At 52.1% G+C, this 26,837-nt stretch carries 22 protein-coding genes and 15 tRNA genes; 36 read left to right on the forward strand and 1 reads right to left on the reverse strand.

The window, feature by feature from the left end:
- The first annotated feature begins 3 nt into the window (after positions 1 to 3).
- From hslU to FYJ65_RS07400, 21 genes are all read left to right on the forward strand, one after another.
- Complete coding sequence (gene hslU, locus FYJ65_RS07300) at positions 4 to 1,431, forward strand: ATP-dependent protease ATPase subunit HslU (protein WP_154554689.1); 1,428 nt, start codon at positions 4 to 6, stop codon at positions 1,429 to 1,431.
- Positions 1,432 to 1,433: 2 nt separating this feature from the next.
- A complete protein-coding gene (locus tag FYJ65_RS07305; RefSeq protein WP_154554690.1) occupies positions 1,434 to 2,072 on the forward strand; it encodes a YigZ family protein in 639 nt (212 codons plus the stop codon).
- A 126-nt stretch (positions 2,073 to 2,198) separates the two neighbouring features.
- A tRNA-Val gene (locus tag FYJ65_RS07310) sits at positions 2,199 to 2,274 on the forward strand.
- A gap of 4 nt (positions 2,275 to 2,278) precedes the next feature.
- A tRNA-Asp gene (locus FYJ65_RS07315) sits at positions 2,279 to 2,355 on the forward strand.
- Between the two features lie 16 nt (positions 2,356 to 2,371).
- Positions 2,372 to 2,446, forward strand: a tRNA-Thr gene (locus tag FYJ65_RS07320).
- A gap of 10 nt (positions 2,447 to 2,456) precedes the next feature.
- Positions 2,457 to 2,541: transfer RNA gene (locus FYJ65_RS07325), tRNA-Tyr, on the forward strand.
- 4 nt (positions 2,542 to 2,545) lie between these two features.
- Positions 2,546 to 2,620: transfer RNA gene (locus tag FYJ65_RS07330), tRNA-Gly, on the forward strand.
- A gap of 8 nt (positions 2,621 to 2,628) precedes the next feature.
- Positions 2,629 to 2,702, forward strand: a tRNA-Gly gene (locus FYJ65_RS07335).
- 3 nt (positions 2,703 to 2,705) lie between these two features.
- A tRNA-Arg gene (locus tag FYJ65_RS07340) sits at positions 2,706 to 2,782 on the forward strand.
- A gap of 48 nt (positions 2,783 to 2,830) precedes the next feature.
- Positions 2,831 to 2,905: transfer RNA gene (locus FYJ65_RS07345), tRNA-Gln, on the forward strand.
- Between the two features lie 4 nt (positions 2,906 to 2,909).
- Positions 2,910 to 2,985: transfer RNA gene (locus FYJ65_RS07350), tRNA-Lys, on the forward strand.
- A 17-nt stretch (positions 2,986 to 3,002) separates the two neighbouring features.
- Positions 3,003 to 3,091 (forward strand) — tRNA-Ser (locus tag FYJ65_RS07355).
- A 16-nt stretch (positions 3,092 to 3,107) separates the two neighbouring features.
- Positions 3,108 to 3,201, forward strand: a tRNA-Ser gene (locus FYJ65_RS07360).
- 7 nt (positions 3,202 to 3,208) lie between these two features.
- Positions 3,209 to 3,284 (forward strand) — tRNA-Trp (locus FYJ65_RS07365).
- Between the two features lie 25 nt (positions 3,285 to 3,309).
- Positions 3,310 to 3,386, forward strand: a tRNA-Pro gene (locus tag FYJ65_RS07370).
- Positions 3,387 to 3,400: 14 nt separating this feature from the next.
- Positions 3,401 to 3,477 (forward strand) — tRNA-Ile (locus FYJ65_RS07375).
- A gap of 20 nt (positions 3,478 to 3,497) precedes the next feature.
- Positions 3,498 to 3,573 (forward strand) — tRNA-Phe (locus FYJ65_RS07380).
- A 179-nt stretch (positions 3,574 to 3,752) separates the two neighbouring features.
- Positions 3,753 to 4,493, forward strand: a complete 741-nt coding sequence (locus FYJ65_RS07385) for a TVP38/TMEM64 family protein (protein WP_154554691.1) — start codon at positions 3,753 to 3,755, stop codon at positions 4,491 to 4,493.
- Between the two features lie 259 nt (positions 4,494 to 4,752).
- Positions 4,753 to 7,371: a rhodanese-like domain-containing protein gene (locus FYJ65_RS07390; protein WP_154554692.1), complete on the forward strand. Its 2,619-nt coding sequence runs from the start codon at positions 4,753 to 4,755 to the stop codon at positions 7,369 to 7,371.
- A gap of 129 nt (positions 7,372 to 7,500) precedes the next feature.
- Positions 7,501 to 8,085, forward strand: a complete 585-nt coding sequence (locus tag FYJ65_RS07395; RefSeq protein ID WP_154554693.1) for a thymidine kinase — start codon at positions 7,501 to 7,503, stop codon at positions 8,083 to 8,085.
- A 19-nt stretch (positions 8,086 to 8,104) separates the two neighbouring features.
- Positions 8,105 to 9,565: an N-acetylglucosaminidase gene (locus FYJ65_RS07400; protein ID WP_154554694.1), complete on the forward strand. Its 1,461-nt coding sequence runs from the start codon at positions 8,105 to 8,107 to the stop codon at positions 9,563 to 9,565.
- A 59-nt stretch (positions 9,566 to 9,624) separates the two neighbouring features.
- Here the strand turns inward: FYJ65_RS07400 and mnmL are convergent, their stop codons facing one another.
- Positions 9,625 to 10,527: a tRNA modification radical SAM protein MnmL/YtqA gene (gene mnmL / locus FYJ65_RS07405; RefSeq protein ID WP_154554695.1), complete on the reverse strand. Its 903-nt coding sequence runs from the start codon at positions 10,525 to 10,527 to the stop codon at positions 9,625 to 9,627.
- Positions 10,528 to 10,603: 76 nt separating this feature from the next.
- On the opposite strand from mnmL, the gene FYJ65_RS07410 reads away from it, so the two are divergent.
- From FYJ65_RS07410 to FYJ65_RS07480, 15 genes are all read left to right on the forward strand, one after another.
- A complete protein-coding gene (locus FYJ65_RS07410; RefSeq protein WP_154554696.1) occupies positions 10,604 to 11,188 on the forward strand; it encodes an epoxyqueuosine reductase QueH in 585 nt (194 codons plus the stop codon).
- A 23-nt stretch (positions 11,189 to 11,211) separates the two neighbouring features.
- The gene (asnA, locus tag FYJ65_RS07415) at positions 11,212 to 12,222 is read left to right on the forward strand and encodes an aspartate--ammonia ligase (RefSeq protein ID WP_154554697.1); all 1,011 of its coding nucleotides are present in this window, start codon (positions 11,212 to 11,214) and stop codon (positions 12,220 to 12,222) included.
- A gap of 3 nt (positions 12,223 to 12,225) precedes the next feature.
- Positions 12,226 to 14,235 (forward strand): replication restart helicase PriA, encoded by a 2,010-nt coding sequence (gene priA / locus FYJ65_RS07420; protein WP_154554698.1) that lies wholly within the window; start codon positions 12,226 to 12,228, stop codon positions 14,233 to 14,235.
- Positions 14,236 to 14,243: 8 nt separating this feature from the next.
- The gene (gene def / locus FYJ65_RS07425; protein ID WP_154554699.1) at positions 14,244 to 14,753 is read left to right on the forward strand and encodes a peptide deformylase; all 510 of its coding nucleotides are present in this window, start codon (positions 14,244 to 14,246) and stop codon (positions 14,751 to 14,753) included.
- Positions 14,754 to 15,689, forward strand: a complete 936-nt coding sequence (fmt, locus tag FYJ65_RS07430) for a methionyl-tRNA formyltransferase (RefSeq protein ID WP_154554700.1) — start codon at positions 14,754 to 14,756, stop codon at positions 15,687 to 15,689. It abuts the gene before it with no gap.
- Positions 15,690 to 15,692: 3 nt separating this feature from the next.
- Positions 15,693 to 16,409, forward strand: a complete 717-nt coding sequence (locus FYJ65_RS07435; protein ID WP_235898232.1) for a zinc metallopeptidase — start codon at positions 15,693 to 15,695, stop codon at positions 16,407 to 16,409.
- Positions 16,410 to 17,681 carry a 16S rRNA (cytosine(967)-C(5))-methyltransferase RsmB gene (gene rsmB / locus FYJ65_RS07440; protein WP_154554701.1) on the forward strand — a complete coding sequence of 424 codons (1,272 nt, stop codon included), beginning with the start codon at positions 16,410 to 16,412 and terminating at the stop codon, positions 17,679 to 17,681. It begins immediately after the preceding gene.
- Positions 17,682 to 17,697: 16 nt separating this feature from the next.
- A complete protein-coding gene (locus tag FYJ65_RS07445) occupies positions 17,698 to 18,441 on the forward strand; it encodes a Stp1/IreP family PP2C-type Ser/Thr phosphatase (RefSeq protein ID WP_154554702.1) in 744 nt (247 codons plus the stop codon).
- On the forward strand, positions 18,434 to 20,212 hold the full coding sequence (gene pknB / locus FYJ65_RS07450; protein WP_154554703.1) for a Stk1 family PASTA domain-containing Ser/Thr kinase: 1,779 nt from the start codon (positions 18,434 to 18,436) through the stop codon (positions 20,210 to 20,212). Before FYJ65_RS07445 ends, pknB begins: the two co-directional genes overlap by 8 nt.
- A gap of 3 nt (positions 20,213 to 20,215) precedes the next feature.
- Positions 20,216 to 21,085: a ribosome small subunit-dependent GTPase A gene (rsgA, locus tag FYJ65_RS07455; RefSeq protein WP_154554704.1), complete on the forward strand. Its 870-nt coding sequence runs from the start codon at positions 20,216 to 20,218 to the stop codon at positions 21,083 to 21,085.
- Positions 21,073 to 21,717, forward strand: coding sequence for a ribulose-phosphate 3-epimerase (gene rpe, locus FYJ65_RS07460; protein ID WP_154554705.1), 645 nt, complete (start codon positions 21,073 to 21,075; stop codon positions 21,715 to 21,717). Before rsgA ends, rpe begins: the two co-directional genes overlap by 13 nt.
- A gap of 896 nt (positions 21,718 to 22,613) precedes the next feature.
- Positions 22,614 to 22,895, forward strand: a complete 282-nt coding sequence (locus tag FYJ65_RS07465; RefSeq protein WP_206157357.1) for a YhdT family protein — start codon at positions 22,614 to 22,616, stop codon at positions 22,893 to 22,895.
- Positions 22,885 to 24,432 (forward strand): sodium/pantothenate symporter, encoded by a 1,548-nt coding sequence (panF, locus tag FYJ65_RS07470; protein ID WP_154554707.1) that lies wholly within the window; start codon positions 22,885 to 22,887, stop codon positions 24,430 to 24,432. The genes FYJ65_RS07465 and panF overlap by 11 nt, the downstream gene beginning before the upstream one ends.
- A 22-nt stretch (positions 24,433 to 24,454) precedes the next feature.
- Positions 24,455 to 25,216 (forward strand): class I SAM-dependent methyltransferase, encoded by a 762-nt coding sequence (locus tag FYJ65_RS07475; protein WP_235898233.1) that lies wholly within the window; start codon positions 24,455 to 24,457, stop codon positions 25,214 to 25,216.
- 122 nt (positions 25,217 to 25,338) lie between these two features.
- On the forward strand, positions 25,339 to 26,787 hold the full coding sequence (locus FYJ65_RS07480) for an aminoacyl-histidine dipeptidase (RefSeq protein ID WP_206157358.1): 1,449 nt from the start codon (positions 25,339 to 25,341) through the stop codon (positions 26,785 to 26,787).
- The last annotated feature ends 50 nt before the right edge of the window (positions 26,788 to 26,837 follow it).

A 26,837-nucleotide genomic window follows, 5' to 3' on the forward strand; every position in this document is an offset into this window, starting at 1 on the left:
ACTATGAATATCAAGAATATGACACCGAAAGAAATTGTAGCAGAACTGGACAAATACATCATCGGACAGGATGAGGCCAAGAAGTCCGTTGCTATCGCACTGCGGAACCGGTACCGCCGGAACCAGCTCAGCGATGAGATGCGGGAAGAGATTACACCGAAGAACATCTTGATGATGGGTCCGACCGGTGTGGGTAAGACGGAAATCGCCAGACGGTTAGCGCGGATTATGGAAGCTCCTTTTATTAAAGTGGAAGCGACAAAGTACACCGAAGTGGGCTATGTGGGCCGCGACGTGGAATCCATGATTCGGGATCTGGTGGAAGCCTCCGTTCGCATCACGAAGCAGAAGCACATCGATGAGAAATACGATATCGCGGATCAGCGTGCAGAGGATTTGATTCTGGAAGCGCTGGTTCCCGATGCTAAGAAAAAGAAGAAGTCCGGAGAGAGCAGCAATCCCTTTGACTTCATCCTCAACAGCGGTGGGTATACCAGCCAGAAGGAGGAGTACGAGAACAAGCAGAATGCGGAGAACGCCAAGCCGGCAGACGATATTGCCATGGCAAGGGAGCAAGTTCGCCGTGAGCTGAGAGACGGAAAGCTGGAGAACGAGCTGGTGGAAATCGATGTGGAAGTGACGCCGAACACCAACCAGCTGGACATGCAGAACGAAGGCATGGGCATCGCCATCGGAAATATTTTCGGGGATATGATGCCGAAGAAGACCAAGCACAAGAAGTTGCCGGTAAAGGAAGCCAGAAAAATCCTGCGGGAGCAGGAGGCTCAGAGCATGCTGGATATGGATCAGGTGGTGGACGAGGCGCTGATGAATGCGGAGCAGAACGGCATCGTGTTCATCGATGAGATTGACAAAATCGCCTCCGGCAGTTCCGTGACCGCCAGCGGCGAAGTATCCCGAGAAGGCGTACAGCGGGACATTCTGCCGATTGTAGAGGGCAGCGTGGTCAATACGAAGCACGGCCCGGTTAAGACGGACCATATGCTGTTCATCGGTGCGGGTGCGTTCCACGTATCCAAGCCGTCGGATCTGATTCCGGAGCTGCAGGGCCGTTTCCCGATTAAAGTGGAGCTGAAGAACCTGGACAAGGAAGCCTTCAAGCAGATTCTTACGGTGCCGGAAAACGCCGTAATCAAGCAGCAGAAAGCCCTTCTGGAGACGGAAGGAGTTCAGGTGGAGTTCACCGATGATGCCATTGACGAAATCGCCGGAATGGCCTTTCTGATGAATGAGGAGACGGAAAATATTGGTGCCAGAAGACTGTACACCATCATGGAGACTCTTCTGGAGGATGTTTCCTACGAGCTTCCGAATCCGGACATCACCCACGTTCTGGTAGACCGGGAAATGGTACAGGAGAAGTTCAAAGAAAAAATCCGCGAAGTGGATGTAGATAAGTATATTTTGTAATTATGAGCTATAAAACCGTTTACAAAGAAGCAGAAGCAGAACAGGTAATCCAGCGTTCCCGCTTTATTACGCATGTGTCTCCCGTAGATTCCTACGAGGAGGCGCAGGCGTACGTTGCCATGATAAAAGAAGAATACAAGGATGCCACGCACAACGTCCCTGCCGTGGTAATCGGGGAAAAACAGGAGCTGCAGTGGATGAGCGACGACGGGGAGCCTCAGGGCACCTCAGGGCCGCCCATTCTTCGCATGCTGGTGGAAGAGGGCCTGACCAATCTGGTGGTTGTGGTGACCCGATATTTCGGCGGAGTAAAGCTGGGAACCGGCGGTTTGGTTCGGGCGTATTCCGGATCCGCCAAATTAGGGTTGGAGGCAGCCGGCATCTGCACCGTAACCGACGGATACGTAATGGAGTATCTGCTGGACTATTCTCATTTGGCAAAAATAAATAATGCGGAGCAACAGGGGGACTTCCATATTATCCATACGGAATACATGGATAAAGTGAAGGTCACCATAGGGTGCAAAACCGAGGCGGAAGGCTTGGTAATAAAGACTTTCAACGATATCACTTCGGGTACCTGCGAGTTGCTGTCGAAAAAAAACGAAAAAATTTCCGAAAAAATCGTTGACAGCAATTAGATGCTGTGGTAATATATTGCTTGTCGTCAGGAACGTAAAGAAAACGAAAAACTTTTCAAAAGTTTCTGAAAAAAAGAGTTGCACTCAGCAAGAAAGTTTGCTATAATGAGTGACAGACTGATGTATGGACGCTTAGCTCAGCTGGGAGAGCATCTGCCTTACAAGCAGAGGGTCATAGGTTCGAGCCCTATAGCGTCCACCATTTTGGCCGGGTAGTTCAGTTGGTTAGAATGCCAGCCTGTCACGCTGGAGGTCGACGGTTCGAGCCCGTTCCCGGTCGCCATTTTTTATAACAATAAGCTGATGTGGCTCAACGGTAGAGCAGCTGATTTGTAATCAGCAGGTTGGGGGTTCGATTCCCTCCATCAGCTCCAATAATTTTATCGAGGGATTCCCGAGTGGCCAAAGGGGGCGGACTGTAAATCCGTTAGCTGTGCTTTCGATGGTTCGAATCCATCTCCCTCGACCAATATGCGGAAGTGGCTCAGGGGTAGAGCATCGCCTTGCCAAGGCGAGGGTCGCGAGTTCGAATCTCGTCTTCCGCTCCATCTTTTATGCGGATGTAGTTCAATGGTAGAACTTCAGCCTTCCAAGCTGATAGCGTGAGTTCGATTCTCATCATCCGCTCCATGTGGGTCCATAGCTCAGTTGGATAGAGCAACGGCCTTCTAAGCCGTGTGTCCGGGGTTCGAATCCCTGTGGGCTCACCACTATTTTTTTTAAAGAAACAGAGAGAGTATAGCAGACCGACTTGATTATGGGGTATAGCCAAGTGGCAAGGCAACGGACTTTGACTCCGTGATTCGTAGGTTCGAGTCCTGCTACCCCAGCCATTGCGACCCATTAGCTCAGGTGGTAGAGCACTTGACTTTTAATCAAGGTGTCCGGAGTTCGAGTCTCCGATGGGTCACCATTACTCTTAAAACATCCGGAGAGGTGTCCGAGTGGTTTAAGGAGCTGGTCTTGAAAACCAGTGATTCTGAAAGGGACCGTGGGTTCGAATCCCACCCTCTCCGCCAAGAATGCACATGATCTGGAGAAGTACTCAAGAGGCTGAAGAGGACGGTTTGCTAAACCGTTAGGGTTCGTTATTAGGGCCGCATGGGTTCGAATCCCATCTTCTCCGCCATAATTTTAGGGGTATAGCTCAGTTGGTAGAGCAGTGGTCTCCAAAACCACGTGCCGTGGGTTCGAATCCTACTGCCCCTGCCAATTTACTAAGGACTGTACTAAATATCGGGGTGTAGCGCAGCTTGGTAGCGCAACTGGTTTGGGACCAGTGGGCCGCGGGTTCAAATCCTGCCACCCCGACCATTCACCCAACATATGGGCCATTAGCTCAGTTGGTCAGAGCATCCGGCTCATAACCGGCAGGTCCCGGGTTCAAGTCCCTGATGGCCCACCATTTATTGAATAAGGTAATATGCCCAGATAGCTCAGTTGGTAGAGCAAGGGACTGAAAATCCCTGTGTCCTTGGTTCGATTCCGAGTCTGGGCACCACGAACGGTATGCATTGCATACCGTTTTTCTTTTGCCCGTTTGCGGTATATTTGGGCGAGGTATTGGTATAATCAATAGTTCCGCACCGAAAACAAAGTCGATTCCTATTTGTTATTTTTGTGAAGAGCCGTTACAATTAATCAGTATGATTGTTTTATGAGTTTAGGAGGAATAGAAAGATGAACGAGAAAGAAGTGAATGCTCCAAAGAAGAAGCATACCGGAAAAATCGTCCTGGTGGGACTTCTCATCGCGTGCGTTGTAATCTATTTTGCAGTGCCGTCGGTACACACTTGGATTAACAACGTGGTTGCCATGTTCAAGTCCGGCGACTTCGATCAGATGAGAAACTTCATTGCGAAGTACGGAAAATGGGCGATGCTGGTGTCAGCCTTCCTGATGGTGTTCCAGTCCATCGCAGCACCGCTGCCGGCATTCTTCATTACGTTGACCAACGCGAACCTCTTCGGATGGTGGCAAGGATGCATCTTGTCTTGGGCGTCCGCTATGCTGGGTGCCGCAGTATGCTTCTATATTGCTCGAATCCTGGGAAGAGACGTGGTGGAAAAACTGTGTACGAAGGGCGCACTTCTGTCCATCGAGAAGTTTTTTGATAAATACGGCAAAAAGTGCATTCTGATTGCCCGATTGCTTCCGTTTATTTCCTTTGATATCGTCAGCTATGCGGCGGGTCTGACCGCAATGGATTTCGGCGGATTCATGTTGGCAACCGGCCTCGGCCAGCTGCCGGCCAGCATCGTGTATTCTTATGTGGGCGGAATGCTCACCGGCGGAGCGCAGAAGCTCTTTATCGGACTGCTGTGCCTCTTCGCACTGGCGATTCTGGTTACCCTGATTCGTCAGGTGTGGATGGCAAATCACAAGGATATCAGCGGAAACGATGAAACTCCGCAAGCGTAGCAGGATTATTTGCATCGAGACCCTCCACGAAGGATGTCGTGGAGGGTGTTTTTGAGGATTGAAGTATAGGAAATATCAATAATAAGACAGCAGATTATAGATTGTTGCTATACATCACAAAAACAACCGGACTATAATTTATTTTTCGTTGAAAAATAGTTATAATTATAGCGTACGGATTCCGCTTTTGGAATGCCGCAAAGGGGGGAGCCCCTTCAATTAATTGTATAGTATTGATGAACGAAGGAGGAATTTGAACATGAAACGTTCGAAGAAAATGTTCACCGTCATGTTGGCACTGTGCGTGGCACTGTCCATGGCGATGGCATCCGTTACCGCTAATGCGGCAACAAAGAAGCCGAAGAAGATTTACCTCAAGGCCACTTCTACTACAGTGGATATCAAGGGTAAAGTAAAGGTATCTGTTTATAAAACAAAACCTTCCAAGGCAAGCAAGTCCGTTAAATGGAAGAGCAGCAACAAGAAGGTTGCCACCGTTTCCAAATCCGGCTACGTAACCGGAAAGAAGAAGGGAACTGTAAAGATTACAGCAACCTCCAAGAAGAATAAAAGAGCAAAGAAGACCATCAAGATTAAAGTAACGAATCTGAAGGCCAAGTACGTAAAAATGAGTAAGACTTCTGCAATTCTTTTCCCGAACGATAAGACTACGCTGAAGGCAACCGTGAAGGGATCCGCAGGATTCTACAATCAGGGCGTTACCTGGAAGTCTTCCAATACTTCTGTTGCAACTGTAACCAGCAAGGGTATTGTAACTGCAAAGAAGGCAGGTAAGGCTACTATTACTGCAACCGAGAAGGGTGGCAGCAAGAAGGCTACATGTGCAGTAACCGTATCCGGAATTAAAGTAGACAAAGCGAATAAGTCCGTTTCAGTAACTGCTACTGTAAATAATGCAGACGCAAAGAGCATGCACTACGTTGTATATAAGAACGGCGGTGCAGCAAAAACATCTTATTTTGTAACCGATGCAACCCCGGCAGAGCTGAATGCAGCTCTCGGTAAGATTTCTGCAAAGGCTTGGAATACAAATTCAAATTTCAAGACGGATGCAAAAGTTGCACAGGCTGGCAACAAGACTATTGATGAACTGGCGCAGTCCGGTATTGGTAACAAGAACTACACTAAGTTCGATATCAACATTCAGAATGGAAATCAGACCATCAAAATGGTTGAAACACTGAAGGGTGCAAAAGATAACGATAATTTCAGCATGATTTATTCCAACGTTGCAAATAACCACAACGCTGGATCCGGATGCCTGACTTGCAACACATCCTGCTACGCAGGCGTTGTTACTAACGAGTTCAAGACATGGGCAGAGCCGTTCGTTCCACAGAACATGCCGGCAAAGGGTACGACTGTAACCATTACATATACTGCACAGACAGATAACTATATTTCTGCGAAGACTCTGAAGGACAATGCAGATAATTATGTTATCTTGGATGTAAGAAAAGCTGCAGATTATGCAGAAGGACATATTGCCGGTGCAGTATCCGCAGACATGGATGGATTTGTTGGTAAGTCCATTACAGAAGCACAGTCTAAAGCAAACGTTAAGGCTGTCGTTGACAAGTATGGAAAGAACAAGAAGTATGCAGTAATCTGCTACTCCGGCAACGGATATGCACAGGCTGCTTCTGCCGAGCTTAGAAGCTTAGGCGTAAGCAATGACAACATCTTCACACTGGGTGGAGACAAGGCCAGAAAGTCTTCCGACGGTGGAATGAAGGCATGGAAAGCTGCCGGATATGAAGTAGTTGCTTACAACTACACAGATGTAGATGGTGTGAAGGCAGCTCAGTCTGACGAAAATACGGTTATTCTTGATGCAAGAAAAGCAGACGACTACAAGGATGCACACATTGGCGGAGCGGTATCTGCAGACATGGACGGATACGTATCCGGTACTATCAGCAAGGCCGACTCTGACAACAATATCAAGAGCGTTGTAGAGAAGAAAGGTGCAGATAAAAAGTACATCATCATCTGCTATTCCGGTAACAGTTATGCGAAAGCTGCGACAGAAGTTCTGGTTGAGAATGGCGTAAAGGTTTCCAACATTTCCATCCTGACCGGTGGTATGGGTGCATGGAGAAGTGCCGGTGAAGCGTTGGATCACTACAACTACACCAACGCCGACACAACATTCAGCAAGATGAAGGATTCTTCTTACGTAATTCTGGATACCAGAAAGACGGACGATGCAAGCCGTGGCGGATATATCCAGGGACATATTCCGGGTGCCGTATCTGCTGATGTGGATGGAATTGTAAATAACGGAGATTCCGCAGCTGCAGCAGCGAATGTAAAGACTGCTGTAGACAAGTACGGCAAGGATAAAAAGTACATCGTTATCTGCTACTCCGGCAACAGATATGCCAAGGTAGCAACCGGACTTCTGATGAACAACGGAATCAAGAATGCGAACATCCAGACTCTGGGCGGAGATGATTCCAAGCAGTCCGATGCCGGCGGCATGAAGGCATGGAATGCAAAATATCCAAGCTACGTTGTGGCAAAGCACACTTCTACCGGCAAGTTTAACTTCGCAAACGGAATCACACCGGAGCACCTGAAGGCCGATGTGGACGGTCAGAAGGTATTCACCGTTATGGACGTAAGAGCGAAAGACGCTTTCGGTAATGGACACATCTCCAACGCGGTATCCACTCCGTCCGATGATGAAGCGGCAGTAATGAAGGCCGTAAACGACAACAAGAACGGTCTCTACGTTCTGGTATGCTATACCGGTAATGCCAAGGCCGATGCAGCTCGGAACATCATGGTGAAGAATGGTGTGGACGAAAGCAGAATCATCTGCCTGCAGGGTGGAATGGATACTTGGAAGTAGTATCATAAATGATTATCTAAGCGGGGGTGCAGAAGCATTCCCGCTTTTCCTTTCGTCAAGAAATGAAGTTCCCATTCCGGGGCATTCGTGGTAAAATAAGCAGATATTAAGCAGGATAAGGAGAGCGAAATGGCACAGCTGTATTATCGATATAGTACGATGAATGCGGGAAAGTCCCTGGAGATCATCAAGGTGGCCAACAACTACGAGGAGCTGGGCAAGCGAGTGATGTGCTTGGTTCCGGAGGTGGACGACCGCTACGAGCGGAATATGGTGACCTCCCGGGTGGGATTGAGCCACAAGGCCTATACGGTGGATGACGATACGAACATCATGACGCTGTTCATCGAGAAGAACATGCGGCATCAGATTGACTGCGTGCTGGTGGACGAATGCCAGTTTTTCCGGAAGCATCACGTGCAGGAGCTGGCGGAAATCGTGGACAGCTTCGACGTGCCGGTACTGGCCTACGGACTGAAAAATGATTTTAAGAATGAGCTGTTCGAAGGATCCTACTATTTCCTGGTGTACGCAGACAAGATTGAAGAGATTAAGACCATCTGCTGGTGCGGTCGGAAAGCCACCATGGTGGCCCGAATTCAGGACGGAAAGATTATCAAGCAGGGAGATCAGATCGCAATCGGCGGCAACGACATGTACGCCTCTCTGTGCCGAAAGCATTACAACGACGGAAGGTTGTCGGCAGACGACTAGTTCGAGGAAGGAGACAGGCGTGCGGCGATTCGCAGAACGCGGGGGTGGAATTCGAATGATGGTAATCGGCATGATGTTCCTCTGCCTGTGGATGGCGGGAACGAATTTTTCCCGTGCCGCGATAAAAGCAAAACCTGGGAATGCCACCGCGTCCATCAATGCGAAGGCAGGGACGGTGCTGCGGGAAAAGGCATCCACCTCATCGAAAAAAATCCGAACCCTTCGGAACAATACGAAAATTACCGTTTATTACGAGGTCTATACCCATCGAACCCGGACGGATTCCCGGTACCACTGGTACCGCATCGGCGTGGGAAAGAAGAAAGGCTACGTGCTGGCCAAGCGGGTGGACGGCATCCGCTATCAGGCGGTGCTGGGCCGGGCTTCCCGTAAAGTGCCTGCTCGAATCGGGCCGAAAACATCCATGAAGGCAAAGGGAAAATTGTCCAAGGGGACGGTGGTGTCCGTGCGCCTTCGGTCTCGGTACAAGGGGGCCAAGACATGGTGGGATAAGGTTTTGGTGAACGGAAAGTACCGCTATGTCATCGCGGATTCCTTGACGAAGGTGAGCACCTCCGATTACGACGCTTACCTGAAGTCTCATGGGTTCCCGGCATCCTATCGGAAATCTTTGAAGAAACTTCATAACGAGCATCCGAATTGGGTTTTTCGGGCGAAGAAGGTCAACCTGAGCTACAGCACGGTGCTGTCCCGGGAAACCCGGGACGGGGTCTCTCTGATCTACAAATCCTACCCGAAATCCTATCGGGACAAGGGGCGGAAGAGCTACCGGAACGGAAAGTACATCGCCAAGGACGGCTCCACCTGGTTCAACGCCAACAAAAAGGTGGTGTCCTACTACATGGATCCCCGTCATTTCCTGAACGACCGGAACATCTACATGTACCTGTCCTTGAATTACCATTCTTATCAGAACACGGGCACGGTGAATAAAGTCCTCAGCGGAACGGAGCTGCCGAAGCGAGGCTTCTCTCCGTCTCTGTTCGTGAGCGCCGGCAAGAAGTACAAGGTGAGTCCGATTTTCCTGGCATCTCGGGCTCGGCAGGAAACCGGCGGCGGAAGCATCGCCATTCGGGGATACCGGATGAAAGGAAAGACGGTGTACAATCCGTACAACATCGGCGCTTCCTCGGGATCCAATCCGGTGATGAAAGGCTTGAAGTACGCCTATCGGAAGGGCTGGACCTCCCGCACAAAAGCGGTGTACGGCGGCGCTCAGGTGCTGTCAAAGGATTACATCAACCGGGGGCAGAACACCATCTACTACCAGCGGTTCAACGTGAAGAACGGATGGCTGCGGGCGGGCACCCATCAGTACATGACCAACATCACGGCACCGTACACGGAATCCAAGTCCATGGCAAAGGCCTACAAAGCCTACGGCCTCACCGGCGAGAAGCTGGTATTCGAGATTCCGGTGTACAAGAGTATGCCGTCTTCCACGAAGTTGCCGAAATAAAAAAACAGGTTCGATTCTCCGGACGTTTCCGGGGAGCCGAACCTATTTTTGTGAGTGAATTATTGATTGTGCACGCCGCATTTAGCCCCTTGGCGGGTATCCCGTTCTTTGAGACGAAGGTTAATTCGATTCAGAATGGTGCGCTTTCGGTAGCTCCATTCCGGCGCCACCAGAAGGCCGCGCTGGGTGTCAGCGGTGAGGCGGTGCACCGTGATGTCTTCCGGAATGATTTCCAGGAGGTCCACCACCAGCTCGCAGTATTCCTCGATGGAGCGGAAAGGTACATAATCCGGCATCGTGTCGTACAGACGGGAGCCCCGGACGATGTTCAGCATGTGAAGTTTGATGCCGAAGGGGTGGAGCCGGGCCACGTAGGACACGGTATCGAACATGTCCTGCCGGCTTTCCCCCGGAAGCCCCAGGATGACGTGAACCACCGTTCGGATGCCCCGCCGGTGGAGTTCGGTGATCGCTTCGTGGAAAGTGTCCAGGGAGTAACCGATGCCCATGGCTTCGGAGGTTTTGGGGTGAATGGTCTGAAGGCCCAGTTCCACCCAGAGGAAGTGTTCCCGGTTGATTTCTTCCAGCAGATCCAGCACGTCCTCGCCCAGGCAGTCCGGCCGGGTGGCGATGGCGATGCCGTCGATTCGGGGATCCGAAAGAGCATCGTAATAGTATTTTCGAAGAACCGACACCGGTGCGTAGGTGTTGGTGTGGTTCTGGAAATAGGCGATGTGCCGAGCGTTGGGCCATTTCTCGCTGAGGAGTTCAATCTGCTCTGAGATGGATGAGGCGAACTCGCCGGAACCGGAAGAGGAGCAGAAGGCGCAGCCCCCGGTGCCCAGGGTGCCGTCCCGGTTGGGGCAGGTGAATCCCGCATCCAGAGAGAGCTTGATGGTTTTTTCGCCAAAGGTTTGTTTGAAATAATTGCTTATAGAAAAATATCGTTCTCCGCCTTGCATGTTTCCTCCAAAATCGTTGCTACACAAAGGGCAACGTGATATAATTACTTTTATTATTTGAAAGGGAAACAGATTCATGCCAGAAGAGAAACCAACGCTTCTTCTCCTCACATGCTGCGGCCCCTGTGCTACAGCCTGTGTCGAGCGAACCGCATTCGACTACGATGTGACCGTGTTCTATTATAATCCAAATATCACGGATTCGGAAGAGTATTATCTTCGAAAAGAGAATCTGGAGAAATTCCTCCGTCTCTTTAATGAAGAGTACAAGGACCGGACTTTGGTGCATTATCTGGAGGGACGGTACGAACCGGAGAAATATCTGGAGCGAACGGCGATGCTGAAGGATGAACCGGAAGGCGGGCGGCGCTGCGAAGAGTGCTTCCGGCTCCGATATGAAGAGGCGGCTCGTGTGGCAAAAGCAAGAAATGCAGATTATTGGACATCCACCATGTCGGTGAGCCCGCACAAGAATTACGACATTCTCACGAAGACGGGAGAAGAACTTGCCGCAGAGTCGGGCACCTGTTACCTGCCGATTGATTTTAAGAAGAAGAACGGTTTTGGCAGAAGTGTGGAACTTTCAAAGAAGTATGGTCTGTATCGGCAGCGATTCTGCGGATGCGACTATGCAAGGTACGCTAATGCAAAAAGGTTATGAAGGGGACAAGGAGAAAAACAACTATGAGTAACGTAATTATTCCGGAAGGCTATGAGCCGATTCTGGGCCTGAAGGAGACTCAGAGAGCCATCAAGAAGATTAAGGACTACTTCCAGCAGGAGCTGGCCTATGGACTGCAGCTTCGCCGTGTGAGCGCGCCGCTGTTCGTATTCCCGGAAACGGGCTTCAACGACACGCTGAACGGTGTGGAACGCCGGGTGGATTTCACCATTAAGGACATGAACGAGCGCCAGGTGGAAATCGTGCAGTCCCTGGCAAAGTGGAAGAGAATGGCTTTGTACAAGTATGAAGTAGAGCCGGGTCACGGCATCTATACCGACATGAACGCCATTCGGAGAGATGAGGAATTGGATAACCTTCACTCCATTTACGTGGACCAGTGGGACTGGGAGAAGGTAATCACCAAAGAGCAGCGGACGGAAGAATATCTGGAAGAAACCGTGGTGACGATTTACCACGCACTGAAGAACTTGGGCGATTATGTAAACCGTCTCTACCGGGATATTCAGATTGAGCTTCCGAACGAGATTACATTCATCGATTCTCAAGAGCTGGAGGATCGTTATCCGGGCAAGAACCCGAAGGAACGGGAGGACCTGATTACTAAGGAACACGGTGCCGTATTCATCAAGAGAATCGGCGGCGTCCTGGCTTCCGGTGAGAAGCATGACGGAAGAGCACCGGACTACGACGATTGGGAACTGAACGGGGATATCCTGGTGTGGAACGATGTCCTGGACAGAGCGTTCGAGATTTCTTCCATGGGAATCCGTGTGGATGCAGAATCCATGAAGCGTCAGTTGAAGATTGACGGAAAAGAAGACCGTATGGAGCAGCCATTCCATCAAGGTGTCATCACCGGAAAGTATCCGCTGTCCATCGGCGGCGGAATCGGTCAGAGCCGTCTGTGCATGTTCTTCTTGCAGAAAGCGCACATCGGAGAGGTACAGGCATCGGTATGGCCGGAAGACATGATTGAGGAGTGCGCAGAGCACAATATTTTCCTACTGTAAGAAATGCAATACATCAATGTTGTAATCGATAATAAAAGTGAATTAACAGATACCTACTTCACCTACCGCGCACCGGATTCGGTGGCGGTAGGTGATAAAGTCAGCGCCCTGTTCAGTAACAGAAAGAAGCCGGTGGATGCGTACGTATTCGAAACCGGCGTGGAAACCGATCTTCCGGAGAACAAAATTCGGGAAATCGAATCTGTGGACAAGAGGCGCTCTCTTTCCGAAGAGATGATTGATACCGCCATCTGGATGCGGCGGCGGTACGGCATCAAGTATATTGACGGGGTCAAGATGTTCACCGTGGGCGGAAAAAGGGAAAAGGAGAAGCTGGTGAAGGCACCGGCACTCCGGGAAGAGCCCTGGGAGCTGACGGAGGAGCAGGAATCTGCGGTGAAGCAGATTAACGAGTCCCTGGATCGTCGAAAGGAAAACGTGTTTCTGCTGAAGGGGGTGACCGGAAGCGGGAAGACGGAAGTTTACATGCATGCGGTGGAGCATGCGCTGGCCCAAGGCAGAAGTGCCATCGTGCTGGTGCCGGAAATCGCTCTGGCCATGCAGATGGAGAAGCGGTTTCAGAATCGCTTCGGTGCGGAGAACGTGGCCATCCTGCACAGCAAGCTGACCACTTCGAAGCGGCTGGAGAACTGGCTTCGGATTCGAAAGGGTTCGGCCAAGGTGATTCTGGGTGCCCGGACGGCGATTTTTGCGCCGGTCACGGATCTGGGATTGGTGGTCATCGATGAGGAACACGAATCCACCTACAAATCCGACCACAACCCGAAATACGAGACCATGGATGTGGCGTATAAGAGAGCGGGGACTTTCGGTGCCACGGTGGTTCTCGGAAGTGCGACGCCCAGCGTGGTTTCTTTTTACCGTGCATCCGTCGGAATTTATCACCTGATTGAATTGAAGAACCGGGTGGGAAAAAGCCGTCTGCCCGATGTGGAAATCGAGGACATTCGAGGACAGGTGGCTCGGGGTCGGAATGAGATGATCAGCCTGCGGCTGCAGGAGGAGATGCGGTACTGCCTGGAGAAGGGGGAGCAGGTAATCCTGTTCCTGAACCGGCGGGGATACGCGCCTCAGATTCAGTGCGTGGAGTGCGGATACCGCTATCAGTGCGACGATTGCGGGATTTCCTTGACCTACCACAAGCGAGAGAATGCGGCGGTGTGTCACTATTGCGGGAAGAAATTTCCGCTGCCGAAGAAATGTCCGGAATGCGGAAGCCCTCATATTCGGTACGGGGGCGTGGGCACCGAGAAGGTGGAGGAAGTGGTGCAGGAGATGTTTCCGGAATACAAGGTGGCGCGGTTCGACCTGGATACGGCGAAGAACCAGAAGGAAATCGACCGCACCATGTCGGATTTTGTGCACCAACGGACGAACGTTCTCATCGGCACTCAGATTCTGGCAAAAGGTCTGGATTTTCGGAATGTAGGACTGGTGGGCATCGTGAATGCGGACATTTCCCTGAACATCCCGGATTACCGGGCGTCGGAGCGCACCTACCAGCTGGTGACCCAGGTGTCCGGAAGAGCGGGGCGGAGTTCGGAATCCAGCCGGGTGGTGATTCAGACCTACAATCCGGAGGCGGAAGCCATCGCTTTTGCCGCTCAGGGGGATTACGACGGGTTCTATGAGTCGGAATTACTCCACCGAAATATCATGAATTATCCACCATACTCCGATTTAATTGCGGTATCCTTTACAGAAGGGGAAAAATACCGACCGGGGAATCGGACCGCAATGGAGTATGCGGAGGATTTTAAAGGGAAATTGGAAAATATGCAGAATCTGCCGGATAAGTCCATGATTTACCGGCCTCGGGAGGAAGTGCTCCGGGGGAATACGGAACGGAAGCGGGTGACCTTTCTGATCAAAGCGCCGAAAGGGTCCCGCAGTGGATTCATTCAGATGTACATGTGGTATCGGGATTGGATGATTCAGCAGAAGTCGACAATATATATTGAAATTGATGTCAATCCGTATGGCATCGTGTAGGAGGAACAATGGCTATTCGTAAAATCGTAGAGAAAGGGGACGAGATCCTCGCAAAGAAATGCAAACCGGTGAAAGAGGTGACGAAGCACATTCAGACCGTGACCCGTGACATGATCGACACCATGATCGAAGCCGACGGCGTAGGCCTGGCGGCGCCTCAGATTGGAATCATGAAGCGGATGTTCGTGTGCCGTCCGGAACTGGAGGATCCGGAACACAATTACGTGTTCATCAATCCGGAAATTCTGGAGAAGGAAGGGGAGCAGGACTCCATGGAGGGCTGCCTCAGCGTGCCGGGATACATCGGACACGTGGTTCGTCCGGAGAAGGTTCGCATTCAGGGACTGGATGCGGAAGGCGAAATGCAGGATCTGGTCTTTGACGGTTTTGCGGCTACCTGCATCTGTCACGAATACGATCACCTGGACGGAATTCTCTATACCGACCGTTCGGACAACGTGATGACCAACGAGGAATATGCGGAAATCCTGAAGAAACAGGAAGAAGAGGAGCGGTAGATGAAGATTGTTTTTATGGGAACGCCGGAGTTTGCGGTGCCTTCATTGGAAAAGCTGATTGAATGCGGCTGCGAGATTCCGATGGTGGTCACCCAGCCGGACCGCCGGGGCAATCGGGGCAAGGTTACCTTCTCCCCGGTAAAAGAATGCGCGCTGCAGCACGGACTTCCGGTGGCACAGCCGCAGCAGATTCGCAAGGATGAAGAATTCATGCAGGAGTTGGAAGCCCTGAAACCGGATTTCATCGTGGTGGCGGCCTTCGGCCAGCTGCTTCCGGAACGGGTATTGAATGCACCGAAATATGACTGCATCAACGTGCACGGATCCCTGCTCCCGAAACTTCGGGGTGCGGCGCCGATGCAGTACTCCATCCTTCAGGGGGATAAGACCACAGGTGTGACTATCATGAAGATGGCCAAAGGCTTGGATACGGGAGATATGATTTCCAAAGCGGAAATGAACATCGAAGGCATGACCATCCATGAACTGGCGGATAAACTGTCGGTACTGGGGGCGGAGCTTCTGGTGAAGACCATTCCGGAGATTGTGAACGGAACGGCCGTCTATAGTCCGCAGAACGAGGAAGAACATACCTATGCATCGATGATTCGGAAGGAAGACGGACTGACGGATTTCAGCGGAGATGCGGTATCGGAGGAACGAAAGATTCGGGCCTACGACCCGTGGCCGGCGCTGTACAGTTTCCTTAACGGGAAGCAGATTAAATTCTTCCGGGCGGAAGTGTCGGAAGAAGAAGGTACCCACGACGGGGGTGTAATCTCCGCGGTGGACAAAAAATCCTTCACGGTGGACTGCGGCAAGGGTAAACTTCGGATTCTGGAAGTCCAGCTGCAGGGAAAGAAACGAATGAGTGCAGGAGATTTTCTGCGGGGCGCGGGCGTGTCCGTGGGAGATCGGCTGACGAAAGGAGAATAGACTATGTACTACGGAGGAATGGGATATTACAGCTCGATGATTGTACTGATTCCGGCGATGATTTTTACCATGATTGTCCAGGGTAGAATTAAGCGGGCGTACTCCAGATATTCTCAAGTGGAGAACAGTCGGCGCCTAACCGGTGCCCAAGCGGCCCGGATGATGTTGGATGCCAATGGGCTGTCCGGCGTGCCAATCAATATCCTGAACGGCGGCGACGATTTGAATAACTATTTCGACCCGAGAAGCAACTCGGTAAACCTGTCTCAGGCGGTATACCACACGGATTCCATTGCGGCCATGTGCATCGCCTGTCACGAGGTGGGCCACGCGATTCAGCATGCCACCAATTATGCGCCGGTACGAATCCGGAACGGAATCGTTCCGCTGGTGAACTTGACGTCCACCTTCTCCTGGCCGCTGATCATGCTGGGATTGATTTTCTCCACCTCCAGCCGGTACGGCTCCCTGCTGTTTAATCTGGGAGCGCTGTGCTTTGTATTCGTAATCCTGTTCCACCTGGTAACACTGCCGGTAGAACTGAATGCCAGCAATCGGGCGTTGAAGCAGATGACCTCCATCGGCATGGTGAGCGATTTCGATTACAGCGGAAGCCGCAAGGTGCTTCACGCTGCGGCGATGACGTACGTGGCCGCGCTGGCAACCGCCGTTGCATCTCTTATCCGGATTCTGCTGATCCGCGGAAGTAATGACAGATAGATGAACCAAGATTTTCGAGTGAGTTATAATGCGCTTCGAAAGATTTATTCTCAGGAAGCCTATTCGAATATTGCGATGAACGAAGCCCTGGAGGACGGAAAAAACTGTTCTCCCGGCTTTGTTCGTTATGTTGTGAAAGAAATCCTTCGTCGCTCCATGGCTCTGGATTACGTCATTGCCGGCCTTTGCCGGAACGGACTCCGGGGCATGAAAAGCCGGACGAAGGTTCTTCTTCGCATGGGAATTTTTCTCCTGAACGAAGTGGACAGCATCCCGGATGCGGTATGCGTCAACGAAATCGTGGAGCTGACCGGCGCCGTAGACAGACCCAACCGTGGTTTTATCAACGGCGTCCTCCGAAGCTATCTTCGGGGCGGTAAAAAAATGAATTTGCCGGGCGGAAGCGACCGACACGCTTTGGCCGTTCGGTATTCCTGTCAGGAGAATCTGGTGAAGCTGATGTTGGATCAGTACGGATCGGAAGAGGGGGTCCGAATTCTGGACGCCTTTAATCGGCCGGTGCCCGTAGCGCTTCGGAACAATCCGCTGAAACAGGACCGGGAAGCGCTTCTGCAGCAGCTCCGGGAGCTGGAGATTGAAGGGACGCCTTCGGCGGAGTGCGACAGCGGCATCTTGACGGAAGGAGGCGCCTTGATTCAGAACGATTTGTTCCGAAGGGGGCACTATTCGGTGCAGGGCATTTCCTCTCAGATGGCGATTCAGGCATTGGCGCCGAAAGCCGAATCTAAGGTGTTGGATATGTGCGCGGCACCCGGCGGGAAGACCACGGGAATCGCTGAACGGATGGGGGACTGCGGCACAGTGGAAGCGTGGGATATTCATCCCCATCGGACGGAGCTGATTCGGAGAAATGCGGAGCGGCTGGGCCTTCATTCCGTGGAGACCGCAGTGAAGGACGCGACCGTGTTCTATCCGGAGCTGGAAGGCTGCTACGATGCGGTGGTGGCGGACGTACCGTGTTCCGGGCTGGGAACCATCCCGGTGAAGCCGGAAATCAAGCTTCGGGATCATACCGGAGAGTACGCCGGTCTGGTGAAGATTCAGCGGCGGATTCTGGAAAACGCGTGGAAATATGCAAAACCGGGCGGAAGAGTGATGTATTCCACCTGCACAATTAATAAAGAAGAGAATGAAAAAGTCGTGGAGGCATTCCAAAAACGCATGCCGGACAGTCGGGTTATTGAAAAAAGGCTGATTTTACCGTATAATAAGACTGGCTTTTTCTATACCGTACTGGAGAAGCCGGAGTAAATTGACGGGGAAAATAATGGAAATAGGATATTATACAGACAAAGGAAAAAAGCGAACCCAGAACGAGGATGCGATTCGCGTGCTGACGCGGCATAATGTTTTTATGCTGGCGGATGGCGTGGGCGGAAACCGGGCCGGAGAGATTGCCAGCAATAGGACGCTGGATATCGTGAGCGAATATTTTGAGAACAACCCCATTGAGGCGCTGGAAGGATCCGACCGGATATTTCGGTACTTTGAGGATGCGGTGGATTACGTGAACGAAGCCATTAAGCAGATGGCCCATTCCGTTCCGGAGTGTGCCGGAATGGCCACCACATTGGTATTTGCCTACGTTCGAGACCGGATTCTCTACATCGCGAATGTGGGAGACAGCCGGGTGTATTTCATTCACGGAAAGGAAATTCATCAGATTACGGTGGATCATACCTATGTGAACGATCTGGTTATGATGGGTGCAATTACCCGAAGCGAGGCGGAGCACCATCGGAAGAAGAACGTAATCACTCGAGCCATCGGAGCGAATTCCTACAACAATCCGGACTGCTTCAATATTTATATTGAACCCACGGATCGAATTCTGCTCTGCAGCGACGGGCTGTACGACGAAGTATCGGAAGAGGAAATTCTGGAATTGATGACTTCTACCGATGATATGAAGGCCTGTGCCAAGGAATTGGTGGATCGGGCCAATGCAAACGGTGGAAACGACAATATCTCGGTTATTTGTGTAAGTATGGTGGAGGACAATTATGAGTAACAGATTGCTGGCGGGTCGATATGAACTGCTGGAGAAAATCGGAGACGGCGGCATGGCCGTTGTGTATAAGGCAAAGGACAAACTGCTGAACCGATTTATCGCCATCAAGATTCTGCGGCCGGAATTTACGAAGGACCCGACGTTTGTAGAGAACTTCAAGCGGGAGTCTCAGTCAGCAGCGGGACTGGCTCATCAGAACATCGTCGGGGTATACGATGTAGGCAGAGAAGGAAACATCAACTACATCGTGATGGAACTGGTAGAAGGTCAGACCCTGAATGAGATTATCGCGAAAGAAGCACCGATGGACTATCGCCGTGTCATCGAGATCACCAAACAGGTGGCGGCGGCACTTCGGGTGGCGCACCGGAACAAAATCATTCACCGCGATGTAAAGCCGCACAATATCATGGTTACGACGGATGGAATCGTGAAGCTGGCGGATTTCGGAATCGCCAAAGCGGTGAACGATGCCACCATGTCCACCGGAAGCAAAATTATCGGTTCGGTTCACTATTTCTCGCCGGAACAGGCGCGGGGAAATTACGTGGACGAGCGTTCGGATATCTATTCCTTGGGAATCGTTATGTACGAGATGCTCACGGGACAGGTTCCGTTCGACGGAGATAATCCGGTAACTATTGCCCTCAAGCACATCAACGAAGAGATCACGCCGCCGAGCCAGCTGGTGGACGGTATTCCGCCGGCACTGGAGCAGTGCGTGCTGAAGGCCACCAGCAAGTTCCAGACGAACCGCTACAGCAGTGCGGATGAGCTGATCGAAGAGCTGAACAATATTGAATTCGTTACCCGTATGGTAGGTAATTCTATTTTTAACGAAGCCTCCGAACAGGTGGAACAGAGCCGGAAGGGTCAGACCGACGAGGACGAGGATTACGAGGATGAGGACGACGATGAGTCCTACGACCGGAAATCCCGAAAGAAGAGGAAAAAACCGAAGAAGAAGCTGACCAAAGCGCAGAAGAAGCGCCGCATCCTGATTGCGATAGCCGCGGTACTGGCAGTGGGTCTGGGCGTTGCGGTTGCCGGATTCAACGGCCTTTTCTCCGGTCAGAAGGACGTTCCGGACCTCTACGGAATGACGGTAAAACAAGCCAAGAAGGAAGTGGAAGCGGCTGGCTTTAAGCTGAAGGAGGGTAAGGAGGTCTATTCCAACGACTACTCCAAGGGTCAGATTGCGGAGCAGGATCCGGAGTCCGGTTCGAAAGCGAAGAAGGGATCTTCCATCACCGTTCATGTGAGCAAGGGACCGCAGGCCGGAACGGTGCCGAATCTGGTGGGCCACAACGAAAGCGAAGCGGAAGAGATGCTGAAGTCTTCGGATTACGAGCTGGGTACGATTAAACAGCAGACTTCCACGGAAGCGGCAGGCACCATCATTTCCCAGGATCCGAGCGGCGGCGAGGAAGCCGATCACGGCACTCAGGTGAACATCGTGGTCAGCGACGGAAAGGGCGTTCAGAAGTCCACTGTGCCGTCCATTACCGGACGAACCCTGACCGAGGCGAAGCAGGCGCTCCGAAGTGCGGGCTTCAAGGTAGGCAAGGTAACCTACGAGGAAAGCAATGCATACGGCAGCGGCTACGTAATGTGGCAGCAGTATGCGGCAAATACCGAGCTGAACAAGGGTACCAAGATTGACATCGAGGTCAGCAAGGGCGCACCGAAGACCAACGACAACAAGAAGCCGAACAAGAAGCCGTCGAATACCGACAGCGACGACAACGGCAGCAATTCGGTGGACGATTAGCATATGATTGGAAAAGTGGTAAAAGGAATCGGGGGCTTCTATTACGTCTCCGACGGAAAAGAAATCATTCAAGGAAATGCTCGGGGAAATCTGAAGCGCCGAAAGAAGGATACCATCTATGTGGGAGACGAGGTGGAATATGAAATTCGTCCGGAAGATGGGGAATGTATTATCACCAAAGTACTCCCGCGCCGGAATATTCTAAAGCGTCCGCCGGTATCCAATTTGGATACGCTGGTCATCGTCTCTTCGGCAGAAACGCCGGAGATGATTCCCCTGGCGGTGGACAAGCTGACGGTGTACTGCGAGATTACCGGGATTCGGCCGATTCTTGTTTTTACAAAAGCGGATTTGGCATCGGAAGAGCGGATGCGAGAGCTGGAGAATATGTACCGGGAGGTGTATCCAGTCTATCCCATCAGCAGCGTCACCGGAGAGGGTGTGGACGACCTTCGCAAGGCCGTTGCGGGACAGAGCGTGGCTCTGGCGGGTCCGTCGGGCGTGGGCAAATCCACATTGCTGAACGCATTGATTGCGGATGCGGATGCGGAGACCGGAAACCTCAGCGAGAAGACCGGCCGGGGAAAGCACACCACGCGGCACGTGGAAATTTTTCCACTGGATCACGCCACCTATGTGTACGACACGCCGGGATTTACGTCTCTGGATTTGCCGGAGATGGATCCTCGGGAGCTTCGGAATTTCTTCCCGGAATTCCGGGAACCCGGAGCTCATTGCCGCTACGGCGACTGCGTGCACATTAACGAGCCGGCATGCGGCGTGAAGGAAGCCCTGGCAGAGGGCGAAATCTGCCGGACGAGATACGACAGTTATTTAAAAATGTATGAAGAGGTTCAGAAATGGCAAAAGTAGCACCATCAATTCTATCGGCAGATTTTTCCAAACTGGGAGCGGATGTACAGGAAATATGTGAATTCGGCGCAGATTACATCCATGTGGACGTTATGGACGGCGCCTTCGTTCCGAACATCAGCTTCGGAGCCGGCGTGATGAAAAGTTTGAATAATGTGGCAACCATTCCATATGATGTACATCTGATGATCGAGGATCCGGATCGATACATCGAGGACTTCGTGACACCGAACACGGAATTCATTACCGTTCATCAGGAGGCTTGCCGTCATCTGGACCGGACGATTCAGCATATTCACAGCACCGGAGTGAAAGCCGGCGTTGCCCTGAATCCGGCCACCCCTATCGTGATGGTGGAGGATGTGTTGGACAAAGTGGACATGATTCTGATTATGTCCGTGAACCCGGGTTTTGGCGGACAGAAATTCATTCCGAGAGCACTGGACAAAATTCGCCGCCTGGATGAAATCCGGAAGGCAAACGGGTACGATTTCGTCATCGAAGTGGATGGCGGAGTAAACCTTCAGAACTGCGAAGAGCTGAAATCCGTCGGCACCGACATCCTTGTTGCCGGATCGGCAGTATTCAAGGCAGAGGACCGGAAGGAAGCCATAGCGGTTCTGGGCAAGTAATTCAGAATGCACCGGCGCTAAGGAAGTATGCAATAACAGGGAGCATCACACGAATATGTGGTGCTCCCGTTTTTTTGGTTCTTCACTTTTTTCTCGGGGATTTTAGCAAAAGAGCAAACCTGCATCCGGAAAGCAATCTCATCGTCAAGCTGAGATTGCTTTCCGGATGCAGGTTCTTTCATTCTTGGGCGCCGGCGGGCCGGGAAAATCCTGAGCATGTTGGCGTGTCCTGACGGAGGACCAAGGGTTTGCGGGCATGCCCACGCCAACATTTGCGCCGGATACCTGCTAACGAGATTCGGTTGTTGGTGTGCCCCGACGGAGCTCCAAGGGTTTGCGGGCATGTCCACGCCAACCTTTGCACCGGATACCTGCTAACGAGATTCAATTGTTGGCGTGCCCCGACGGTGCTCCAAAGGTTTGCGGGCATGCCCACGCCAACATTTGCGCCGGATATCTGCTAACGAGATTCAATTGTTGGCATGCCCCGACGGTGCTCCAAGGGTTTGCGGGCATGCCCACGCCAACATTTGCGCCGGATACCTGCTAACGAGATTCAATTGTTGGCGTGACCAGACGGTGCTCCAAAGGTTTGCGGGGAGGTCGACGCCAACACGCTCATGTCCATCATTAAGAAAAGAATGTTTACCTTATACAAAAGGCAATCCCCGAGAAAAAAGTGAAGAACCAAAAAGCGTGAACTGCCCTCGAAAATCTAGGCATATGGGAATGAAGCAGAACGGTGCAGATAACACAATTAGAATCGAGCTGTTTTTAGCTCAGATGTTTAATGAGGAAGATGCAAGGAATTATTTTTTCTTTACAACGGGCCGAAATAATGGGAAAATAGTCAGCGGATGGTATTCTTTGTTGAAACTATACCGAAAGGAGAAAAAATGAATAACAAGATGTCCAAAAGTGAAAAGGAGAAACAGATCCGTCGGGAAGCGAAAGCAACTATTATCCTCTTTCTGATCTGTTTTGTGTGGAATGTGGGCTGCGCCTACGGCCTGTCCGGCTGCAGCGTCCGGGTACTGGGGCTCCCCCTGTGGTGGGTGCTCAGCACTCCGGGGGTGTTCGTAATTGCCGTTGTGGGAGTAATCTTCTTGGTGCGCAAAGTCTTCGTGGACTTTGACCTGGATGAAGAATCGGAGGGAGGTGCCCATCATGCAGAGTAAGCATTTAATCGTGCTGGCAATTCTGAGTGCCTACCTTTTGATTAATCTGGGAATCGGAATTTACATCAACCGAAAGACGGAGGGGGAGGAAAATTTCCTCAGCTCTTATTTCGTGGGATCTCGAGGCATGGGCGGACTGGTCCTGGCCATGACTTTAGTGGCTACCTATACCAGCGCCAGCTCCTTCCTGGGAGGACCGGGGTTGGCATCCACCTTCGGCCTTTCCCAGTCCTGGATTGCCGGGGTGCAGATTGGCGCCACGTTCCTGACGCTGGGCGTGCTGGGAAAGAAATTTGCGCTGATTTCCAGGCGGATTCAGGGGGTAACCATTTCCGATTATCTGAGGGCCCGGTATCAATCCGGGGCGGTGGTGGTCCTTTGCGGCCTGGCGTTGGTGGTGTTCTTCATCACCCAGATGATTGGGCAATTTATCGGCGGAGCCACCCTGATTCAGACGGTGACGGGCGTTCCCTATTGGGCCGGACTCCTTCTGTTCGGCGCGGTGGTGGTTTTATATACTGCTTTTGGGGGATTCCGGGCGGTGGTGCTGACGGATACCCTGCAAGGAATCGTGATGACATGCGGAACGTTTTTGATGCTGTTCTTTATCATTCGCCAATGCGGCGGCATGGAAGACATCGTGAATCAGCTGAACGTGTCCAATCCGGGCTGGGACCTGATGGGGAAGGGCGCCTACGGGAAGGACATTGCGGTCCTTCAGCCGGGGTATATGGTTTCCTACTGGGTGCTGGTGGGCATTGCGGTGCTGGGGCTTCCGCAGACGGCGGTGCGCTGCATGGGGTTCAAGGATACCCGTTCCATGCACCGGGCGATAATCTACGGAACGGTGGTGATTGGCATCCTGATGATCGGCATGCATTTGGCGGGAACGCTGGCGTATCCCCTGGTGGAGAACGCGAATCTGGCCAGCACGGATCAGGTGATTCCGTACGTGGTGATGAAATACATGCCGGGATGGGCCGCGGGATTTTTCCTGGCGGCACCCTTGGCGGCGGTGATGTCCACGGTGGACTCCCTGCTGATTCTTTCCTCGGCCACGATTCTGAAGGATCTGTATTTGAATTACATCGTGAAGCGGAAGGTGTGCCCGGAGGCAGAGGATGTTCGGGACGTTTCCTCAGAGCTGATGAAGACGCATCCGGCAGCGGCGGCCAACGTGCCGAAAATCAGCTTTGGCATTACGGCGGTGATCGGAATCCTTACCTGCTTGATTGCGCTGAACCCGCCGGACGTAATCGCTTGGATCAACCTCTTCGCATTCGGCGGCCTGGAGGCCACGTTCTTCTGGCCGATTATCGGCGGTCTGTACTGGCGGAAAGGAAACAGCAAAGCTTGCCTGGCATCCACTACCGTGGGGCTGATTACCTTTGTCTTTTTCAACCGGGTAAAAATACTGCCGCTGGGTATCCACGAAATCGTGGCGGCTCTGGTGCTGGGCGGAATCGTGTATTTCGCGGTGGGCAGTGCGACTGCGCAGGAAGTGCCGGACGAGGACATGCTGGAGAAGTGTTTTTAATAATTAGAACAGGATTATAACGATGAATTTAACACTGTTTATTCCATCCAAAGAATATACGGCGGCGGGAGAGCGCTGGGCCGAAATGCTGCGGCTCCCGGTGGTTACGGATGCCGCCGAGCTGTCTCCGGACCGGCTCCACCTGCAGACGGACGAAGGGGGCCTTTCCCTGGTTCAGGGAAAGCTGTCGGTGCGAGGGGATTTCACCCACATGATTCCGCGGCTTCGCCCCTCCAATCTGAACCGGGAGTTTTTGGTAAAAGCAGGCCGAATGAAGGGCATAGAGCGTCCGGTGGCCATCGATGCCACCGCCGGGCTGGGGGAGGATTCCCTGCTCCTGGCGGCGGCCGGATTCCGAGTACACCTCTTTGAGTATAACCCGGTCATTGCTGCTTTGCTGCTGGATGCCATGGAGCGGGCCCGGGAGGTGCCGGAGCTTCGGGAGCCGGTTTCCCGCATGGAGCTTCACGTGGGGGACAGTATCGAGGCAATGAATCGGGCGGAGGATTCCATCGGGGGTATTCCGGACCTGGTGCTGCTGGATCCCATGTTCCCGGAACGGCAGAAGAGCGCCCTGGTGAAGAAGAAATTCCAGCTGATTCACCGGTTGGAGTCCCCTTGCATGGAGGAGGAGACCCTGCTGAACGCCGCGATTGCGGCCGGCCCGAGGAAAATCCTCATCAAGCGGCCGCTGAAGGGACCGTGGCTGGCGGGGCGCAAACCGGGGTATTCCATCTCCGGAAAAGCCGTGCGGTACGACTGCATTCTTTTACCTAGAGATTAGTCCGAAGCGGAAAATCAATAATTGTTATTTAGAAAATTATAGTAATCGACTTGTTTATTTGTATAAAAAATGTATAATATTGTTGATGATTTATTCCAAATGGAACAAGGAGGATTATGGTAATGAGTGATGTAAGTATGCTGGAGCCAAAAAGTGTATTCCAGTACTTTGATGAGATTAGCGCAGTTCCGCGTGCATCCAAGTTCAACGCAAAGATCAGCGAATATCTGGTGAATTTTGCGAAGAAAAACAATCTGGAATACTACCAGGATGAGCTGGGCAACGTGATTATTTATAAAGGCGCGACTCCGGGATATGAGACCGCTGAACCGGTGATGCTGCAGGGCCACATGGATATGGTTGCCGCTGTTGCAGAAGGTTGCGAACACGATTTCGAAACCCAGCCGCTGGAAATCTACGTAGACGGAAACTATGTAACCGCAGCAGGAACGACTCTGGGTGCGGATAACGGTATCGCAATCGCAATGGCACTGGCTGTACTGACTTCGGATCAGGTGAGCCACCCGGCATTGGAAGTATTGATTACCGTGGATGAAGAAATCGGTATGCTGGGCGCAGAAGGCCTGGATCCTTCTAAGATTTCCGCTCGCAGAATTATCAACATCGATTCCGAGTCCGAAGGCGTTATCACCGTAGGCTGTGCCGGTGCGGTAGATTGCATTACAACATTTGAGACTCCGAGAGTAACGAAGTCCGGCGTTTGCTACAAGTACACATTGGACGGACTGCAGGGCGGTCACTCCGGAATGGATATCGACAAAGAGAGAGGCAATGCCATCGATCTGACCGGTCGTGTTTTCCTGGACTGCCTGAAAGAAGCAAGAATGAACATCATCCGCCTCACCGGCGGTGCCGTTACCAACGCAATTTGCAATAAGGTATCCGGTGAAGTTCTGGTGCATCCGGATGACTGCATCGCATTTGAGAAGGCAATGCGCGAAGTTTCGGCAGAGCTGAAGTCAGAGTACGAAATCGCGGATCCGGGCCTGAAAATCACCATGGAGAGAGTCGGCGAGATGGAAACCGAAGTCGTTTCGGATGAGTGTCAGATGAACCTGATGAAGTATCTCTTCGTGATTCCGACCGGCGTTCACCACATGAGCGTAGCGCTTCCGGGCATCGTAGAGACATCCATGTCCATTGGATTCATCCGTCTGGAAGGCGACACCATGCAGACCGGTGCGATGATCCGTTCTTCCGTGGACAGCCGCAAGAAGAACCTGTGCCAGCGCGTAAAGATGGTTTCCGAAGCATACGGCGGCAAGTGCGAGTTCTCCGGCGATTACGGCGCATGGGAGTTCAACAACCACTCCACACTGCTGGACATCTGCGTGGATGCCTTCGAACTGCACTTCGGCAAAAAGCCGGAAGTGGGTGCGGTTCATGCCGGACTGGAATGCGGAAAGTGGGCGGAGAAGTGGGGTGCCATCGACGCGGTATCCATCGGACCGGAGATGATGGAAGTTCACTCTCCGAACGAGAAGCTGTCCATCCCATCCACCGCAAGAACATGGGAATACCTGAAGGCAATCCTGGCTGCCTGCAAATAGGATTTCGACAATACGAATCGGGTAAAAAAATCGAGAGTGCATCTTCGCGA

This window comes from Mogibacterium kristiansenii (assembly GCF_009695905.1).
GTDB classification, from domain to species: domain Bacteria; phylum Bacillota; class Clostridia; order Peptostreptococcales; family Anaerovoracaceae; genus Mogibacterium_A; species Mogibacterium_A kristiansenii.

Coding starts and splice junctions, on each gene's coding strand:
- rpe (WP_154554705.1), top strand. CDS start 21,073: ATGGCAAAAGTAGCACCATCAATTCTATCGGCAGATTTTTCCAAACTG.
- rsmB (WP_154554701.1), top strand. CDS start 16,410: ATGAACCAAGATTTTCGAGTGAGTTATAATGCGCTTCGAAAGATTTAT.
- mnmL (WP_154554695.1), bottom strand. CDS start 10,527: ATGCAAGGCGGAGAACGATATTTTTCTATAAGCAATTATTTCAAACAA.
- FYJ65_RS07475 (WP_235898233.1), top strand. CDS start 24,455: ATGAATTTAACACTGTTTATTCCATCCAAAGAATATACGGCGGCGGGA.
- panF (WP_154554707.1), top strand. CDS start 22,885: ATGCAGAGTAAGCATTTAATCGTGCTGGCAATTCTGAGTGCCTACCTT.
- fmt (WP_154554700.1), top strand. CDS start 14,754: ATGAAGATTGTTTTTATGGGAACGCCGGAGTTTGCGGTGCCTTCATTG.
- FYJ65_RS07445 (WP_154554702.1), top strand. CDS start 17,698: ATGGAAATAGGATATTATACAGACAAAGGAAAAAAGCGAACCCAGAAC.
- def (WP_154554699.1), top strand. CDS start 14,244: ATGGCTATTCGTAAAATCGTAGAGAAAGGGGACGAGATCCTCGCAAAG.
- hslU (WP_154554689.1), top strand. CDS start 4: ATGAATATCAAGAATATGACACCGAAAGAAATTGTAGCAGAACTGGAC.
- FYJ65_RS07395 (WP_154554693.1), top strand. CDS start 7,501: ATGGCACAGCTGTATTATCGATATAGTACGATGAATGCGGGAAAGTCC.
- FYJ65_RS07480 (WP_206157358.1), top strand. CDS start 25,339: ATGAGTGATGTAAGTATGCTGGAGCCAAAAAGTGTATTCCAGTACTTT.
- pknB (WP_154554703.1), top strand. CDS start 18,434: ATGAGTAACAGATTGCTGGCGGGTCGATATGAACTGCTGGAGAAAATC.
- FYJ65_RS07435 (WP_235898232.1), top strand. CDS start 15,693: ATGTACTACGGAGGAATGGGATATTACAGCTCGATGATTGTACTGATT.
- asnA (WP_154554697.1), top strand. CDS start 11,212: ATGAGTAACGTAATTATTCCGGAAGGCTATGAGCCGATTCTGGGCCTG.
- priA (WP_154554698.1), top strand. CDS start 12,226: ATGCAATACATCAATGTTGTAATCGATAATAAAAGTGAATTAACAGAT.
- FYJ65_RS07305 (WP_154554690.1), top strand. CDS start 1,434: ATGAGCTATAAAACCGTTTACAAAGAAGCAGAAGCAGAACAGGTAATC.
- FYJ65_RS07410 (WP_154554696.1), top strand. CDS start 10,604: ATGCCAGAAGAGAAACCAACGCTTCTTCTCCTCACATGCTGCGGCCCC.
- rsgA (WP_154554704.1), top strand. CDS start 20,216: ATGATTGGAAAAGTGGTAAAAGGAATCGGGGGCTTCTATTACGTCTCC.
- FYJ65_RS07465 (WP_206157357.1), top strand. CDS start 22,614: ATGAATAACAAGATGTCCAAAAGTGAAAAGGAGAAACAGATCCGTCGG.
- FYJ65_RS07390 (WP_154554692.1), top strand. CDS start 4,753: ATGAAACGTTCGAAGAAAATGTTCACCGTCATGTTGGCACTGTGCGTG.
- FYJ65_RS07385 (WP_154554691.1), top strand. CDS start 3,753: ATGAACGAGAAAGAAGTGAATGCTCCAAAGAAGAAGCATACCGGAAAA.